A 14,400-nucleotide genomic window follows, 5' to 3' on the forward strand; every position below is an offset into this window, starting at 1 on the left:
GTTGGTTGCCATTTTCCAAGTGAATCCCGATACTTCATAACCAATAACCATCGATCAAGGCGATAGTTCATGGCTTCGCAAGAAGTGCTGTTGGCGTTTGTTCAAGCGGCAACGCAAGGCTCGTTCTCAGCGGCGGCGCGCAAATTGGGACGCAGTCAGTCGACCATTAGCGCAGCGGTGGCGAGCCTGGAGATCGATCTGGATTTGCAACTGTTCGATCGCAGCAGCCGCAAACCCACGCTCACCCCCGCCGGCCACGTCATGCTGCAAAAAGCCGAGGCGATTCTGGCTGCCACCAGTCGCCTGGAGATGAGCGCACGGCAACTGGCGCAAGGCGTGGAACCAAAGCTGACCGTGGCGATTTCCGATACCTATCAGTCCTATCGATTCGAGGCAGCGCTGGTGGGGTTCGAGCAGCGTTATCCGGAGCTAGAGCTGGAGTGTCTGATTGCCGAATGCGACGACCTGGTCGAATTGGTCCAGCGCGGCCGGGCGCATCTGGCCTTCGCGGAGATGCAGGACAACTACCCGCCCGATCTGGTGACCTCGACCGTCGCCGAGCGCACGGAGATCGCCCTGTTCGTCAGCCGCGAACATCCGTTGGCCAAACTTGAACATGTCGATCAGCAGATACTCGAGCAGCATCGCGAGCTGCGTCTGGCGACCATCGTCAATCCGTATGACAGCCGTGGCAAAGGCCGGGTGTGGTCGGCGCCGAGTTACCTGATGTTGCTGGAAATGGCCGAAAAGGGTTTCGGCTGGGCACCACTGCCCAGGTGGCTGGTTCAGCGTTATGCCAATGATTTGCTGATCGAGCTGGACGTGCGCGGCTGGCCGAAACCGGTATTTGTCGATGCCTTGTGGTCGCGGTTGTACCCGCCGGGGCCGGCGGGGAGCTGGTTGCTCAGCAAGATGCTCGAATAAGCGGTGCTGCCATTCGCGAGCAGGCTCGCTCCCACAATTGGAATGCGCTCACCTGTGGGAGCAGGCTTGCTCGCGAAGAGGCCGGCCCTGCAGTTAAAGAATTCAGATCAATCCAGTTCCTTCAGTCGCCCCTCGATAAACCGCCGCTCCGGCGCCTGCCGCGTCAGCTCCAGCGCGCGAAGATAAGCGCTACGTGCTTCCTCGACACGCCCCAACTGCCGGCAGAACTCCGCCCGCGCCGAATGTGCCAGGTGGTAATCCGGCAACTCGCCTCGCGTCAGAATCCCTTCGATCAACAACAACCCGGCCAGCGCTCCATCACGCTTGGCCACCGCCACCGCCCGGTTCAACTCGATCACCGGCGACGGCACCGCGCGCAGCAATACGTCATACAGACCGACAATCTGTTGCCAGTCGGTTTCCGGCGCCGACGGCGCTTCGGCATGCACCGCTGCAATCGCCGCTTGCAGGCAATACGGCCCGAAGCGCCGCGTACTCAGCGCGCGCTCTACCAGCGCACATCCTTCAGCCATTAAACCGGCATCCCACAACGAGCGATCCTGATCGTCGAGCAACACCAGTTCACCGCTCGGCGAAGTGCGCGCCGGGCGGCGGGATTCATGCAACAGCATCAGCGCCAGCAACCCCATGACTTCCGGCTCCGGCAACAACTCCATCAATAAGCGCCCCAGGCGGATCGCTTCGCGAGTCAGATCCTCGCGGGTCAGTTCAGCGCCGACCGAGGCCGAATAGCCTTCGTTGAACACCAGATAAATCACCCGCAACACACTGTCGAGGCGCTCGGGTAATTCATTCAACACTGGTACTTGATAAGGGATTTTCGCGTCGCGGATCTTTGCTTTGGCACGCACGATGCGCTGGGCAATTGCCGCCGGTGCAGACAGAAAAGCGCGGGCGATTTCCTCGGTGGTGAGGTCGCAGACTTCGCGCAAGGTCAGCGGCACTTGCGCATCTGCCGCCAGGGCCGGGTGGCAGCAGGTGAAAATCAGCCGCAAACGATCGTCTTCCACGTCCTCGCCGCTCCAGTCGGCCTGTTCCAGTTCGTCGAGTTGCGCCAGCAGCAGCGGTTGCGAAGCCTTGAACCGTGCGCGCCGGCGCAACACATCGATGGCTTTGAATCTTCCGGTTGAGACCAGCCAGGTGCGCGGGTTGTCCGGCACACCGTCGCGTTGCCAGCGTTCAACCGCGACGAAGAACGCCTCGTGCAAGGCTTCTTCGGCGAGGTCGAAATCACCGAGCAAGCGAATCAGCGTTGCCAGAATCCGCCGCGAATCCTCGCGGTAAACCTGCTCGACCCGCGCCCTGACCTCAGACATTCAACTGCCGCACCGGACGCACTTCAACGCTGCCGACCCGCGCTGCCGGTATGTGGCCGGCAACCTGAATCGCTTCATTGAGATCCTTCGCATCGATCAGGTAGAAACCGGCCAGTTGCTCCTTGGTTTCAGCGAAAGGCCCGTCGGTGATCGACAACTTGCCGTTGCGCATCCGTACGGTGGTTGCGGTCTGCACCGACTCCAGCGCTTGGGCGGCGATCATCCGCCCGCTGCCCTGAATCGACTCGGCGTACGCCCAGCATTCGGCATCCTCCGGGCTGTCCGGCGAGGTGTGCAGCAGGCGCTCATCGCTGTAGACCAAGCATAGATATTTCATGGCGATCTCCTGATTCGAACGGATCAACTATGGCTGAAGATCAGGGGGTCACATCGAACAGCGTCGCGCCGCTCATCGGATCGAACGGTGCCGACCAGTGCTCGTGAGCAATCTTCCACGCCCCGCCGATCTGCCGATAACAGGCGGTGACGCGCATCCAGCAGCTCTGGGTTTCGCCTTTCTCGTTGGTGCCGCCGCAATTGGCCACCCAGTGCGCGAAGGCAATGGTGTCAGCGCTTTCAATGGCGACTTCATGGAACTCGAAAACGTGTGGCCCGGGGCACATTTCCATGCACTCGATCCAGTGCGCGCGATACGCCGCTTTACCTTTGAATTGCAGGGCCTTGATCGCATCGAACGAGACGATGTCGTCGGCGTACAGGGCCATGACTTTTTCGACGTCTTTGGTCATCACCGCTTCGCGGTAGATGTTGATCAGGGTCTGGATTTCGCTTTGTGCGCTCATGGTGTTCTCCGTGGTTTTTGTGGGAAGACACCCTTAGTCGTTTGCCCACTGCGCAGATCGACAGGCCAAACAAAAAAAATTTGCCGACGACAATGTCGCTAGAATCGGAGCTTCGATCCTTGTAGGAAAAAGGAACTTCCAGTGTCAGCCCAACTCGTGCCTTACGACAGCCTCAGCCCTTTGCAGCGAGAGCAAGTCGCGGCGATTGAAATCCACCCGGAGCAAGTCAAATTTTCCGGCGACATCCACGGTGCTTTGCACACGCTGCTGTCGAAGCCCGGCCCAGGCGTCAAGGGTTTCGCCCTGCTGACGGACGACGTGCCCGTGGCGTTTTTGCTGCTTAAACGCCCGCCGGTATTGCCCGCCTGGGCCGACGAGCACAGCGCCACATTGCATGCTTTGCAGGTCGATCGCCGCGCGCAGGGCAAGGGTTACGGCAAGGCTTGCCTGCAAGCGCTGCCCGCCGTCGCGCGGGAAGCGTGGCCGGAAATCAAGGGACTGGAATTGTCAGTGGATGCCGACAATGCAGCGGCAATTGCGCTGTATGCCAGGCATGGCTACGTCGACAGCGGCGAAGCGTACAAGGGCCGGATCGGTTACGAGCGGCGCATGGGGCTGTTTTTCTGAGTCGTGTGAAATGCCGAATCCGTTACACACCACGATCCCTGTAGGAGCTGCCGCAGGCTGCGATCTTTTGATCTGGCTTTTGAGGATCAAGATCAAAAGATCGCAGCCAGCGGCAGCTCCTACAGTTGTGATAGGTGTTGGCTTCAGAGGGTCAGGATCATCTCGTGCCACGCCATGCCGCCGTGGTCGGACTCGGACGGTTTGATGTAGGCAAAACCGAAGCCTGCATACAGCGCGATGTGCTGTTCCTTGCACATCAGATGAATCGTCGCTTTATCTAGGGCGCGCATGCGTTCGATGAACTCGGCCATCAAGCGCTTGGCCAGACCCTGGCCCTGGTAATCCGGGTGCACCACTACCGACATGATCACCACGTTCGGGCCTTTCGGGTCGTGGCCGATCAGTTCCTTGAAGGCTTCGTCGGACATCTGCACGTCGAACGCCGCGCCGGAATTGATGAAACCGGCGACTACGCCGTCTACCTCGGCAACGATGAAGCCGTCCGGCCAGGTGGCAATGCGCGTGGCGATCTTTTCGCGGGTGGCGGCTTCGTCGCCTTCGTAGGCGACGGTTTCGATGGCGTAGCAGCGGTCTAGGTCGGCGGCGCTGACGTTGCGGATCACGGTGTTCATGGCAGCTCTGAAATCTGTGGAAACGAGGCCCGCAAGCATAAAGCAGAACCCCCGGGGCGGACATGCTGCGCCTCGATTCGAACGCTGTTCAGGCCTTGAGCGGCAGCCAGATTTCCAGCGTGCCGGTGTTGAGCCTGGGGTTGAAGTCCGCGCTGTAGCGCTCGAATTCCGGGGCATCTGCCGCTTCATAGCCCGACTGCGGCAGCCAGGTATTCCAGATGTACTGGAAGGTGTCGGGCAGTTGCGTCAGTGGCCCCTCGTGCTCGAACACGGCATATTTTTGCGGCTGGATTTCAACCCAACGGTACTTCTCCGGCAGGTCGTCGAGCTTGTCGATCTGCACGCCGGCGATGTATTCGAAACCGCCCTCGCCGTCCGCGTTGCAGCAAACGCCATAGGTCACTTCGTTGACTTGCGCCGGGATCTTCCCCAAGTGCGGGATCAGTTTTTCCCACAACGCGGGAATGTCTTCGGTGGTTGCCTGGGTGAATCGTCCACCGAAGCCGGCAATCAGCAGGAACTGCCCATGTTCGAAGCGAGGTTCAGCTATTTCGACGCGTGTTTGTTCATCCATGACGCGACTCCTCAGAACGGGAAAGTGGGTTCGGCTGGGAGTATAGAAAGCCCGAACCGTTTCGCACGTTTACAGCGAATGCAACTGCTCGACGGCGCCCGGGCCGACGAACTCGTTGTAGCCGGAAACGATCACGTATACCGCGAAATAGCAGAAGATCGCCGCCGATGCCAGGTAGGAATAGCGCAACAGTTTGTCGCCCAGCAGCTTGCCACCGTGGCTGGCGGCGAAGCACAAACCGGCCGACCACAGCAGCCCGGCACAAAGGAAACCGCCGAGAAACAGCGCCGAACTCAACGGCCCGCCGCCACCGGACCGGGCGATCAACGTGCCGCCGACGGCAGCGAACCAGAGAATCGCACTGGGCGATGACATGGCGAGAAAAATACCGCGAAAAAATTCCTTGCGATGGGAGTTCTGCCCTACTTGCGCCGTCTCCGCCAGCAGCGCTTCGTGATGAATCGCCGAGTAAATCATCTTCGCTGCGAAGTAGATCAACAGCGCCGAACCGCCAATCCACAGGACCCAGCGCACGGTTTCGTATTGCAGCAGGACGGTCATCCCGGCCAGCGCCAGCACCGCATAAACCAGGTCGCCGACGCAGGTGCCGAGGCCCAGTGCAAAGCCCTGAAAGTAGCCGCGCTGCATGGCCAGGGTGATCATCGCGATGTTGGCCACGCCGATGTCCAGGCACAGCGAAAGGCTCAGCAAGAAGCCGCTGGTGAATTCCATTGGGCGATTTTCCTTGAAAAAAATGTTTACAACCGTGCTGGACAGTATGCCATCACTGCCCTTATCTTCCGCCACAGGTCACCGCAGTGACCAGCGTCGCTCGGACGGTTCCGGGCGCTTACGTTATCCGAGGCAACAATGGCCGAACAAGGTTCGCCGCGCCGCTTTGCGCGCATAGATCGACTCCCCCCTTACGTTTTCAACATCACCGCCGAGCTGAAAATGGCCGCTCGCCGCCGTGGTGAAGACATCATCGACCTGAGCATGGGCAACCCCGACGGCGCCACGCCGCCGCACATTGTCGAAAAACTCGTGCAAGTCGCCCAGCGTGAAGACACTCACGGTTACTCGACTTCCAAAGGCATTCCACGCCTGCGTCGGGCGATTTCCAACTGGTACAGGCAGCGTTACGAAGTCGATATCGACCCGGAAAGCGAAGCCATTGTCACCATCGGTTCCAAGGAAGGCCTGGCGCATCTGATGCTGGCGACCCTGGATCAGGGCGACACCGTGCTGGTGCCGAACCCGAGCTACCCGATTCACATTTACGGCGCGGTGATTGCCGGCGCGCAGGTGCGTTCGGTGCCGCTGGTGCCGGGCGTGGATTTCTTCGACGAACTGGAACGGGCGATTCGCGGCTCGATCCCCAAGCCGAAAATGATGATCCTCGGCTTCCCGTCGAACCCGACCGCGCAATGCGTGGAGCTGGATTTCTTCGAACGGGTGATTGCGCTCGCCAAGCAGTACGACGTGTTGGTCATCCACGACCTGGCTTACGCCGACATCGTCTACGACGGCTGGAAAGCGCCGTCGATCATGCAGGTGCCGGGGGCCAAGGACATTGCGGTGGAGTTCTTCACCCTGTCCAAGAGCTACAACATGGCCGGCTGGCGTATCGGTTTCATGGTCGGCAACCCGGAACTGGTCAACGCCCTGGCGCGGATCAAGAGCTACCACGACTACGGCACGTTCACTCCGCTGCAAGTGGCGGCAATTGCTGCGCTGGAAGGTGATCAACAGTGCGTGCGCGACATCGCCGAGCAATACCGCCAACGCCGCAACGTGCTGGTCAAAGGCCTGCATGAATTAGGCTGGATGGTCGAGAATCCGAAGGCTTCGATGTACGTCTGGGCGAAGATTCCAGAGGCGTATGCGCATCTGGGCTCGCTGGAGTTTGCCAAGAAACTGCTGGCCGAGGCCAAAGTCTGCGTCTCGCCGGGCGTGGGTTTTGGCGAATATGGCGACGACCATGTGCGCTTTGCCCTGATCGAGAACCAGGACCGTATTCGTCAGGCTGTGCGTGGGATTCGCGGGATGTTCCGCGCGGACGGCTTAGTTACCAAATGACTGACACACATCCCCTGTAGGAGCTGCCGAAGGCTGCGATCTTTTGATCTTGTTTTTTGCAATCAGAAGATCGCAGCCTCGTTTCACTCGACAGCTCCTACAGGTGCCGTGTTTACACAGATCATCACGCACAAAAAAACCGCATCACTGCGGTTTTTTTGTGCCTGCAAACTGCTGTTTAAACAAACAGCGACAACAGCAGAATGAAGCCCAACGCGACGATGGACAGAATGGTTTCCATCGCGGTCCAGGTCTTGAAGGTTTCGGCCACAGTCATGTTGAAGTACTGCTTGACCAGCCAGAAACCGGCGTCGTTGACGTGCGACAGGATCAGCGAACCGGCGCCGGTCGCGAGTACCAGCAGTTCACGGTTGACGCCCGGAATCATCCCGACCACGGGCACGACAATGCCGGCGCCGGTGATGGTCGCCACGGTGGCCGAACCGGTTGCGATACGGATCACCGCAGCCACCAGCCACGCCAGCAGGATCGGCGAGATCTGTGCGCTGACCGCCATGTGACCGATCACATCGCCCACGCCGCTGGTCACCAGCATCTGCTTGAAGCCACCGCCGGCGCCGATGATCAGAATGATCGCAGCGGTCGGCGCCAGACTGGCGTCGAGCCATTTGAGCATCTGGTTGGAACCGATGCCCTGCTTGTAGCCGAAGGTGTACAGCGACAGCAGCAATGCCAGCAGCAGCGCGGAGATCGGGTGGCCGATCATGTCCATCCAGATACGGAAGAAATTGCCGTCCGGCAGCGCCACGTCAGCGAAGGTTTTCAGCAACATCAGAAACACCGGTAGCAGCACGGTGACCAGGGTGATGCTGAAGCTCGGCAGGTTGGCCGAGTCGTTTTCGCGGGCCAGTTGATCGACCAGTTCCTGATTCGGGTGGCCGGGAATATGTTTGGCAATGAAAGTACCGAAGATCGGACCGGCAATGATGGCGGTCGGCAGCGCAACGATCAGACCGTAGAGAATCGTCTTGCCGATGTCAGCGCCGAATACCCCGATGGCCAGCAGCGGGCCCGGGTGCGGTGGCACCAGACCATGCACCGCAGACAGACCGGCCAACAGTGGAATACCGATCTTGATGATCGACACACCGGTGCGGCGCGCGACGATGAACACCAGCGGAATCAGCAGCACGAAGCCGATTTCGAAGAACAGCGGAATGCCCACCAGGAACGCGGCGAACATCATTGCCCACTGGACTTTGTCCTTGCCGAAGGCGCGGATCAGGGTCTGGGCGATCTGATCGGCACCGCCGGATTCGGCCATCATCTTGCCGAGCATGGTGCCCAGGGCGAGGATGATGCCGACGAAACCGAGCACGCCACCGAAGCCGTCCTGGAACGCCTTGATGATGGTGTTGATCGGCATGCCGGAAGTCAGGCCGAGGAACGCGGCGGCGATGGTCAGTGCAATGAACGGGTGAAGCTTGAATTTGGTGATCAGGATAATCAGGCCGATTACCGTGACCACTGCATCGAGCAGCAGGAACGTCTCGTGGGACATGCCAAACATGGGGGGTGTCTCCTGGATTGTTGTTGTTATTAAAGCGGGTTGAACAGAAGTCGGGAGGACAGCGCTGTCTTTTTCAACATACTCATACCGCCTGTTTCAGACCGTTGGCCTGCCACCAGACGTGAGCCTGCAGTGCCAGCTCTTCAACGCTGTGTACCGAGGCGTTGAGCGCCAGGGTCAGCGGCTCGCCCTTGGGCGATTCGAGGGTGGCGAACTGGCTTTCGATCAACGTCGCCGGCATGAAGTGACCGGGGCGGTGCGATACACGCTCGGCGGCGACTTCCGGGGTCAATTCAAGAAACACGAAGCCCAGGCCCGGCAAGGCACTGCGCAGACGTTCGCGATAACTGTGTTTAAGCGCGGAGCAGGTCAACACCGGGCGCTGGCCGTCGGCATCGACGCGACGCAGTTCATCGCACAGGCTGTCGAGCCAGCCGGCGCGGTCGTCGTCGTTCAGGGGGATCCCCGCGCTCATCTTTTCGATGTTCGCGGCCGGATGGAAAGTATCGCCTTCAATGGCAGTGGCGCCGCTCAAATGGCACAGGGCCTGGCTGACGCACGTCTTGCCGCAACCGGCAACGCCCATGATGACCAGGGCGGTGATGGGATGACTCATATAACACCTCAGCGCGCAGACAGCGCTACCTTTGCTAGCTATGACTCTAGTGCACAGGCAGAAGTTGCCGACGCCTTCTTGTCGTTTTTTTGGGTTGCAGCAGGTTTGTTCCTAACGCCAAAGCGCGCAGATCAGGCAGGATCGCGCTCACGCATTTGCAGCTGCATCAGGACAGCGCTACCTTAGTGCCTTGATTTTTGTTTGGCAAGCCGCCCGATGACCTCCCCCAAGAACGATAAAAATACCCGCACCACCGGCCGTCCGACCCTCAACGAAGTAGCCCGCCTGGCCGGCGTCAGCCCGATCACCGCCTCGCGCGCCTTGCGCGGGGTGAGCACAGTCGCCACCGAACTGGTGGAAAAAGTGCAGAAAGCCGCGCTCGAGCTCAACTATGTGGTCAATCCCGCTGCCCGCGCGCTGGCGTCGGCGCAGAGCCATTCGGTGGTGGTGCTGGTGCCGTCACTGTCCAACCTGCTGTTCATTGATACGCTGGAAGCCATTCATCGGGTGCTGACGCCCAAGGGCTTCGAAGTGCTGATCGGCAACTTCCACTACTCGCGCGATGAAGAAGAAAACCTGCTGCGCAATTACATGGCCTATCAGCCGCGCGGGCTTCTGCTGACCGGTTTTGATCGCACGGAAAGTTCGCGGCGGATGATTGAGGTCAGCAACATTCCCTGCGTGTACATGATGGAGCTGGACAGCGCCGCCGGGGTCAATTGCGTGGGCTTCTCGCAGCTCAGCGCCGGTGAAACAGCGGCGCAGCATTTGCTCTCGCGTGGGCGCAAGCGCCTGGCCTACATCGGCGCGCAGCTGGATCAACGCACGTTGCTGCGTGGCGAGGGTTTTCGCAAGGCATTGCAGAAGGCTGGCCGCTACGACCCGGATCTGGAAGTGCTGACGCCGCGTGCCTCTTCGGTGGGCTTGGGGGGTGAGTTGTTTATGCAACTGCTGGCAGCGCATCCGGATGTCGATGCGATTTTCTTTGGCAACGATGACCTGGCCCAGGGTGCCCTCCTGGAAGCGTTGCGTAACGGCATCAGGATTCCCGAGCAAGTGGCGATTCTGGGTTTCAACGACTTGCCGATGTCCGAGCACATGGTTCCCCGCCTGAGCAGCATCAATACTCCGCGTGAAGCAATCGGCCGGCGCGCAGCGGAGCAGATGCTGACATTGATGGCGGGCAACAAAGTAGCGCGACCGGTGGAAGATATGGGCTTTGAACTGAAAGTGCGCGAAAGTACCTGACGGAAACGGACTTTCAGCGGCGCTGCAACGGTAAGCGGTCTTTTATATAAAACATTAAAAGACCGCTATTTACTCACCCCCCGCCTACAAACTTCGAGCACCTTACACACTGAAATCAATTGCGTCTTTCGCTCTTGTTGTCAGCGCTATAGATTCCTTGCACGCATTTCGAAGTTCGAAGGCGTATTTAAACTTTTTTCAAGGAAGAACCATGTACACCTCAATAAAAAATCTGATCACACTGATCGGCAGCAGCCTGCTGTTCGCCGGCTTTTCCGCCACCGCACTTGCCGAACCCGCAGAGCTGTGGCGTGCACCGGCACCCATCGTCAAGCCCGGCAGCAACTTCAGCGTGATTGTTGATCGCGGCGAACTGAAGAAAGCCGTTGCCGACAGCAACAACAACTACTTGTTTTCGGAGACCGGTGCTGGCGTCCAGTCTTTGGTATTGGTCGGCACCTCGACACAACTCATCGAGTTCCTGATCAAACATAAAGACCGGCAGATCCAAAACCGCATTCGCCAACTTCCCGATATTTATATCGGTATCGCGCCTTTCGTTCCTCAAACTCGCTTTTCCGGATTGTTTCCCTTGGGCGATGCCGTGACGGATATCGTTGCACAACTGACCAACTTCATTCCGGGTGGCGGTGCATGGCGCGACATCGCTGGCATTCCGGGAACCCTGACCGGTCTCAAGGCGGGCATCGACAAACTCAGCGAGGCTCAGAAAGCATCCGGCAAGTTGCTCTACGTGAAGTTCAGCTACTTGCCTGAAGATCGCATGGTGAAACTGGGGCGTAACGCTGTCAGCTTCAATCAAGTGCTCAACACGCTTCAGGATAATTACCTGCTGAAAAGGCCTTGATGTCTCATCCCGGTTGACTCAGTCGCTGTACCAGTGCCGCCGCGCCTTTTTGCAGCGGTTGGCTTTTAAGCCAGACGGCATGCACAGGTAATACCAGGCCGTTCTCGATATTGCGGAAGCTCAAACGCTTGAGTCTCCCGGTGTCGAGCAACGGCTGCACCACCGATAGCGAAAAATTACCCCACCCCAGTCCTGCTTCGACCATTTCCATTGCCGTCTCAAGATTGTCCGTGCGCCAGTAAGATTCAGCCACCAACGGCCGCGTTTCGCTGATCGGCAAGTCGCGGCTGGCGACGATGATCTGCCGCACTTGCACCAGGTCTTCAAGAAACACATCCCGCCCCTGCAACAACGGACTGTCTGCCGCCAGCGTGGCGATCATCCGTTCGCTGCCGACGAACTGAAACCGCTCCAGCGCATTCACGCTTAACCCCGCAAACGCCAGACACACGCTGACCCGGCCACCGTGCAACATCGCCAGCACATCATCCTGAGGCGCGGTCAGCACTTCGATGTCGAGCAACGGATGGCACTCGGCAATTACCTTGATCGCTGCCAGCAAACGCCGCCGATCAATGTCCGCGACCACACCAATCGACAACCTGCTTTCCAGGCCCAGCGATAACTCCACCGCGTGCACTCGCAGCTGCTTGAGCTGTTCGGCGATCAAGCGCGCGTGGGGCACCAGCGACTGTGCCATCGCCGTGGGTTGCGGCTCACGATGACTGCGGTCGAACAACGGGTAACCGAGTTCGGCCTCAAGGTTGGCAATGCCCATGCTCACCGCCGACGGCACCTTGCCCAATTGCCGAGCGGCGGCGGAAAACGAACCGCGTTCGATCACCGCCAGAAACAACTCGATGCTGTCGCTGTTGAAATTCAAGTTTCCCACCTATCAATAAAACTGAAAGCTACCGACTTTTTCTGTCAGGTCTATTGAAGCTATCTTTCGCCGCCTTCGCCAGCCCTGCTGGTCACAATTGGCAAGAAAGAGGCAAATCTGCATGCAAGGCGTGAAACGCAAACTGGTCTACGTGTCGCTCTACGAAGTGATCGGCATGACCTTCTCGGCGCTCGGTCTGGCGTTGCTGTCGGGCACATCACCAGGCAGCACCGGGCCATTGGCGGTAATCATCACCAGCATCGCCGTGACCTGGAATTTTATTTACACCTCATTGTTCGAGCGCTGGGAAAGTCGCCAGGTCTCGCGTACCCGTACGGTGAAACGGCGCATCGCCCATGCGGTCGGCTTTCAACTGACGCTGATCGTGTTTCTGATTCCGCTGATTGCGTGGTGGATGAACATCAGTCTGGTGCAGGCGTTTCTGCTGGATCTGGCGCTGATCATTTTTATCCCGTGCTACACCTTCGTCTTCAACTGGCTGTTCGACCGGATCTTCGGCCTGCCGAACTCGGCGCTGCCAGATTCTGCCGCTGCGGCATAAATCGCTAATTCGTAAGTAGATATTGCAAAAAATCAGCGGTTCACCCGAGTAAACAGCCGACATTCACAATCCGCGAACTCCGATAGCAGGCTAAGCTTTTCCATCAATAAAAATGGATCAGCTTATGACTGCTCACGCATCCGCCGCCGCGCACAGTGACGGCATCGACCCGGTACGCGCCGCCGGGATTTCCGCCCGCATCGATCGACTGCCCGCCGTCGCCACGATCTGGCGTCTGGTGGCGCTGCTGTCGATCGGTGGTTTTTTCGAGCTCTACGACCTGTTTCAGACCGCTTACATCAGCCCGGAGCTGATTCGCGACGGTCTCTTCGCCACTGGCAAGCAAGGTGTGTTCGGCTTTTCCGATCAGGCAGCGTTTGCTTCGGCGACCTTCCTCGGCCTGTTTCTCGGCGCCAGCCTGCTCAGTCCGTTGGCCGATCGTTTCGGTCGCCGGGCGATCTTCACCTTCGCGCTGATCTGGTACACGCTGGCCACGGTGCTGATGGGAATTCAGACCTCGGCGCTGGGCATCATCGGCATGCGTTTTCTGGTCGGCATCGGTCTGGGTATCGAATTGGTGACGATCGATGCCTACCTCTCGGAGCTGGTGCCCAAGCGCATGCGCAGCTCGGCGTTTGCCTTTGCGTTTTTCGTGCAGTTCCTGTCAGTGCCGGCGGTGGCCTTGATGTCGTGGTGGCTGGTGCCGCAAGCGCCGTTTGGTGTTTCCGGCTGGCGTTGGGTGGTGTTGGCCAGCGCGGTGTTCGCGCTGTTCATCTGGTGGCTGCGCAAGCGCTTGCCGGAATCCCCGCGCTGGCTGGCACAGCATGGCCGCTTCGACGAGGCCAACCGCATTCTCGACAACCTCGAAGCGCGCTGCGCCAAGGATCACGGCCAAGCGCTGGATGCGCCGGAACCGGTGGCAGTCGATGTCGAAGGCAAAGGCCGCTTCGCCGATATCTGGCAACCGCCCTACCGCCGCCGCGCGTTGATGCTGATCGTCTTTCATATCTTTCAGGCGATCGGTTTCTTCGGTTTCGGCAACTGGTTGCCGGCGCTGCTTTCGGGCCAAGGCGTGAGCGTCACGCACAGTCTGATGTACGCGTTCATCATCACCCTCGCTTACCCGCTCGGGCCGTTGCTGTTTGTGAAGTTCGCCAACCGCTTCGAAAACAAATGGCAGATCGTCGGCTCGGCCCTCGGCGCGATGACTTTCGGCACCCTGTTCGCCCTGCAGACCAGCGCGTTCGGGCTGATCTTCTGCGGCGTGATGATCACCTTCTGCAACGCCTGGCTGAGCTTCAGTTATCACTCCTACCAGAGCGAACTGTTCCCGACCAACATCCGCGCTCGCGCGGTCGGGTTCTGTTATTCGTTCAGCCGCTTGTCGACGGTGTTCAGCAGTTTGTTGATCGGCATGTTCCTCGACAACTTCGGCACGCCGGGAGTGTTGGCGTTCATCGTCAGCAGCATGCTGATCGTGATGCTGACCATCGGCTGGTTCAGCCCGCGTACGCGTAATCTGGCCTTGGAGAATATTGCGCATCGCTGATGGCCAGCACAGGACTCAACTGGGCGGGCTGGCTCACTCCCACAGGTTTCCTCGTTTGCCCAGAAATTCCCGAGCACCCACCATCCAGTGTGGGAGCGGGCTTGCTCGCGAAGGCGTCGTGTCAGCTGGCATTTTGCTGGTCTGGCACACCGCTTTCGCGAGCAAGC

16 protein-coding genes are annotated in these 14,400 nt (G+C 59.2%); 7 read left to right on the top strand and 9 right to left on the bottom strand.

What is annotated here, in order from left to right:
* Positions 1-69: 69 nt before the first annotated feature.
* Positions 70-924: a LysR family transcriptional regulator gene (locus ACP7D9_RS11940; protein ID WP_426157604.1), complete on the top strand. Its 855-nt coding sequence runs from the start codon at positions 70-72 to the stop codon at positions 922-924.
* 107 nt (positions 925-1,031) lie between these two features.
* On the opposite strand, the gene ACP7D9_RS11945 is transcribed toward ACP7D9_RS11940, so the two are convergent.
* From ACP7D9_RS11945 to ACP7D9_RS11955, 3 genes are read right to left on the bottom strand one after another with little or no spacing between them, the layout of a single operon-like run.
* Positions 1,032-2,261, bottom strand: a complete 1,230-nt coding sequence (locus tag ACP7D9_RS11945; RefSeq protein ID WP_426157606.1) for an RNA polymerase sigma factor — start codon at positions 2,259-2,261, stop codon at positions 1,032-1,034.
* Positions 2,254-2,598, bottom strand: coding sequence for a YciI family protein (locus tag ACP7D9_RS11950; RefSeq protein ID WP_101155861.1), 345 nt, complete (start codon positions 2,596-2,598; stop codon positions 2,254-2,256). Before ACP7D9_RS11950 ends, ACP7D9_RS11945 begins: the two co-directional genes overlap by 8 nt.
* A gap of 40 nt (positions 2,599-2,638) precedes the next feature.
* The gene (locus ACP7D9_RS11955; RefSeq protein ID WP_426157608.1) at positions 2,639-3,064 is read right to left on the bottom strand and encodes a YybH family protein; all 426 of its coding nucleotides are present in this window, start codon (positions 3,062-3,064) and stop codon (positions 2,639-2,641) included.
* Positions 3,065-3,205: 141 nt separating this feature from the next.
* Between ACP7D9_RS11955 and ACP7D9_RS11960 the strand changes: the two genes are divergently transcribed.
* Positions 3,206-3,691: a GNAT family N-acetyltransferase gene (locus ACP7D9_RS11960; protein WP_397479144.1), complete on the top strand. Its 486-nt coding sequence runs from the start codon at positions 3,206-3,208 to the stop codon at positions 3,689-3,691.
* A gap of 143 nt (positions 3,692-3,834) precedes the next feature.
* On the opposite strand, the gene ACP7D9_RS11965 is transcribed toward ACP7D9_RS11960, so the two are convergent.
* The 3 genes from ACP7D9_RS11965 to ACP7D9_RS11975 all read right to left on the bottom strand — a co-directional run bounded on the left by ACP7D9_RS11965 (position 3,835) and on the right by ACP7D9_RS11975 (position 5,629).
* Complete coding sequence (locus ACP7D9_RS11965; protein WP_426157610.1) at positions 3,835-4,323, bottom strand: GNAT family N-acetyltransferase; 489 nt, start codon at positions 4,321-4,323, stop codon at positions 3,835-3,837.
* A gap of 88 nt (positions 4,324-4,411) precedes the next feature.
* Complete coding sequence (locus ACP7D9_RS11970; RefSeq protein ID WP_101155853.1) at positions 4,412-4,897, bottom strand: GyrI-like domain-containing protein; 486 nt, start codon at positions 4,895-4,897, stop codon at positions 4,412-4,414.
* Between the two features lie 69 nt (positions 4,898-4,966).
* The gene (locus ACP7D9_RS11975; protein ID WP_397479147.1) at positions 4,967-5,629 is read right to left on the bottom strand and encodes a LysE family translocator; all 663 of its coding nucleotides are present in this window, start codon (positions 5,627-5,629) and stop codon (positions 4,967-4,969) included.
* Positions 5,630-5,767: 138 nt separating this feature from the next.
* Between ACP7D9_RS11975 and alaC the strand changes: the two genes are divergently transcribed.
* On the top strand, positions 5,768-6,976 hold the full coding sequence (alaC, locus tag ACP7D9_RS11980; protein ID WP_397479148.1) for an alanine transaminase: 1,209 nt from the start codon (positions 5,768-5,770) through the stop codon (positions 6,974-6,976).
* 178 nt (positions 6,977-7,154) lie between these two features.
* On the opposite strand, the gene ACP7D9_RS11985 is transcribed toward alaC, so the two are convergent.
* Together ACP7D9_RS11985 and ACP7D9_RS11990 are read right to left on the bottom strand one after the other, a co-directional pair.
* The gene (locus ACP7D9_RS11985) at positions 7,155-8,507 is read right to left on the bottom strand and encodes a GntP family permease (protein WP_397479149.1); all 1,353 of its coding nucleotides are present in this window, start codon (positions 8,505-8,507) and stop codon (positions 7,155-7,157) included.
* A gap of 82 nt (positions 8,508-8,589) precedes the next feature.
* Complete coding sequence (locus ACP7D9_RS11990; protein ID WP_101155849.1) at positions 8,590-9,123, bottom strand: gluconokinase; 534 nt, start codon at positions 9,121-9,123, stop codon at positions 8,590-8,592.
* A 216-nt stretch (positions 9,124-9,339) separates the two neighbouring features.
* On the opposite strand from ACP7D9_RS11990, the gene ACP7D9_RS11995 reads away from it, so the two are divergent.
* Together ACP7D9_RS11995 and ACP7D9_RS12000 are read left to right on the top strand one after the other, a co-directional pair.
* Positions 9,340-10,371: a LacI family DNA-binding transcriptional regulator gene (locus ACP7D9_RS11995; protein WP_426157614.1), complete on the top strand. Its 1,032-nt coding sequence runs from the start codon at positions 9,340-9,342 to the stop codon at positions 10,369-10,371.
* Positions 10,372-10,528: 157 nt separating this feature from the next.
* Positions 10,529-11,239 (top strand): hypothetical protein, encoded by a 711-nt coding sequence (locus ACP7D9_RS12000; protein ID WP_426157616.1) that lies wholly within the window; start codon positions 10,529-10,531, stop codon positions 11,237-11,239.
* Positions 11,240-11,243: 4 nt separating this feature from the next.
* Here ACP7D9_RS12000 and ACP7D9_RS12005 read toward each other — a convergent pair whose 3' ends face one another.
* The gene (locus ACP7D9_RS12005; RefSeq protein ID WP_426157618.1) at positions 11,244-12,122 is read right to left on the bottom strand and encodes a LysR family transcriptional regulator; all 879 of its coding nucleotides are present in this window, start codon (positions 12,120-12,122) and stop codon (positions 11,244-11,246) included.
* Between the two features lie 121 nt (positions 12,123-12,243).
* Between ACP7D9_RS12005 and ACP7D9_RS12010 the strand changes: the two genes are divergently transcribed.
* Together ACP7D9_RS12010 and ACP7D9_RS12015 are read left to right on the top strand one after the other, a co-directional pair.
* The gene (locus tag ACP7D9_RS12010; RefSeq protein WP_076563910.1) at positions 12,244-12,684 is read left to right on the top strand and encodes a PACE efflux transporter; all 441 of its coding nucleotides are present in this window, start codon (positions 12,244-12,246) and stop codon (positions 12,682-12,684) included.
* 124 nt (positions 12,685-12,808) lie between these two features.
* A complete protein-coding gene (locus tag ACP7D9_RS12015; protein ID WP_426157621.1) occupies positions 12,809-14,233 on the top strand; it encodes an MFS transporter in 1,425 nt (474 codons plus the stop codon).
* The last annotated feature ends 167 nt before the right edge of the window (positions 14,234-14,400 follow it).

This window comes from Pseudomonas sp. TSRC2-2 (genome assembly GCF_049897785.1).
GTDB lineage: Bacteria > Pseudomonadota > Gammaproteobacteria > Pseudomonadales > Pseudomonadaceae > Aquipseudomonas.

Excerpts from the sequence above, each read along its gene's own strand:
- ACP7D9_RS11950 (WP_101155861.1), bottom strand. The coding sequence starts at position 2,598 with ATGAAATATCTATGCTTGGTCTACAGCGATGAGCGCCTGCTGCACACC.
- ACP7D9_RS11940 (WP_426157604.1), top strand. The coding sequence starts at position 70 with ATGGCTTCGCAAGAAGTGCTGTTGGCGTTTGTTCAAGCGGCAACGCAA.
- ACP7D9_RS11990 (WP_101155849.1), bottom strand. The coding sequence starts at position 9,123 with ATGAGTCATCCCATCACCGCCCTGGTCATCATGGGCGTTGCCGGTTGC.
- ACP7D9_RS12015 (WP_426157621.1), top strand. The coding sequence starts at position 12,809 with ATGACTGCTCACGCATCCGCCGCCGCGCACAGTGACGGCATCGACCCG.
- ACP7D9_RS11985 (WP_397479149.1), bottom strand. The coding sequence starts at position 8,507 with ATGTTTGGCATGTCCCACGAGACGTTCCTGCTGCTCGATGCAGTGGTC.
- ACP7D9_RS11995 (WP_426157614.1), top strand. The coding sequence starts at position 9,340 with ATGACCTCCCCCAAGAACGATAAAAATACCCGCACCACCGGCCGTCCG.
- ACP7D9_RS11945 (WP_426157606.1), bottom strand. The coding sequence starts at position 2,261 with ATGTCTGAGGTCAGGGCGCGGGTCGAGCAGGTTTACCGCGAGGATTCG.
- ACP7D9_RS11965 (WP_426157610.1), bottom strand. The coding sequence starts at position 4,323 with ATGAACACCGTGATCCGCAACGTCAGCGCCGCCGACCTAGACCGCTGC.
- ACP7D9_RS11970 (WP_101155853.1), bottom strand. The coding sequence starts at position 4,897 with ATGGATGAACAAACACGCGTCGAAATAGCTGAACCTCGCTTCGAACAT.
- ACP7D9_RS11975 (WP_397479147.1), bottom strand. The coding sequence starts at position 5,629 with ATGGAATTCACCAGCGGCTTCTTGCTGAGCCTTTCGCTGTGCCTGGAC.
- ACP7D9_RS11955 (WP_426157608.1), bottom strand. The coding sequence starts at position 3,064 with ATGAGCGCACAAAGCGAAATCCAGACCCTGATCAACATCTACCGCGAA.
- ACP7D9_RS12010 (WP_076563910.1), top strand. The coding sequence starts at position 12,244 with ATGCAAGGCGTGAAACGCAAACTGGTCTACGTGTCGCTCTACGAAGTG.
- alaC (WP_397479148.1), top strand. The coding sequence starts at position 5,768 with ATGGCCGAACAAGGTTCGCCGCGCCGCTTTGCGCGCATAGATCGACTC.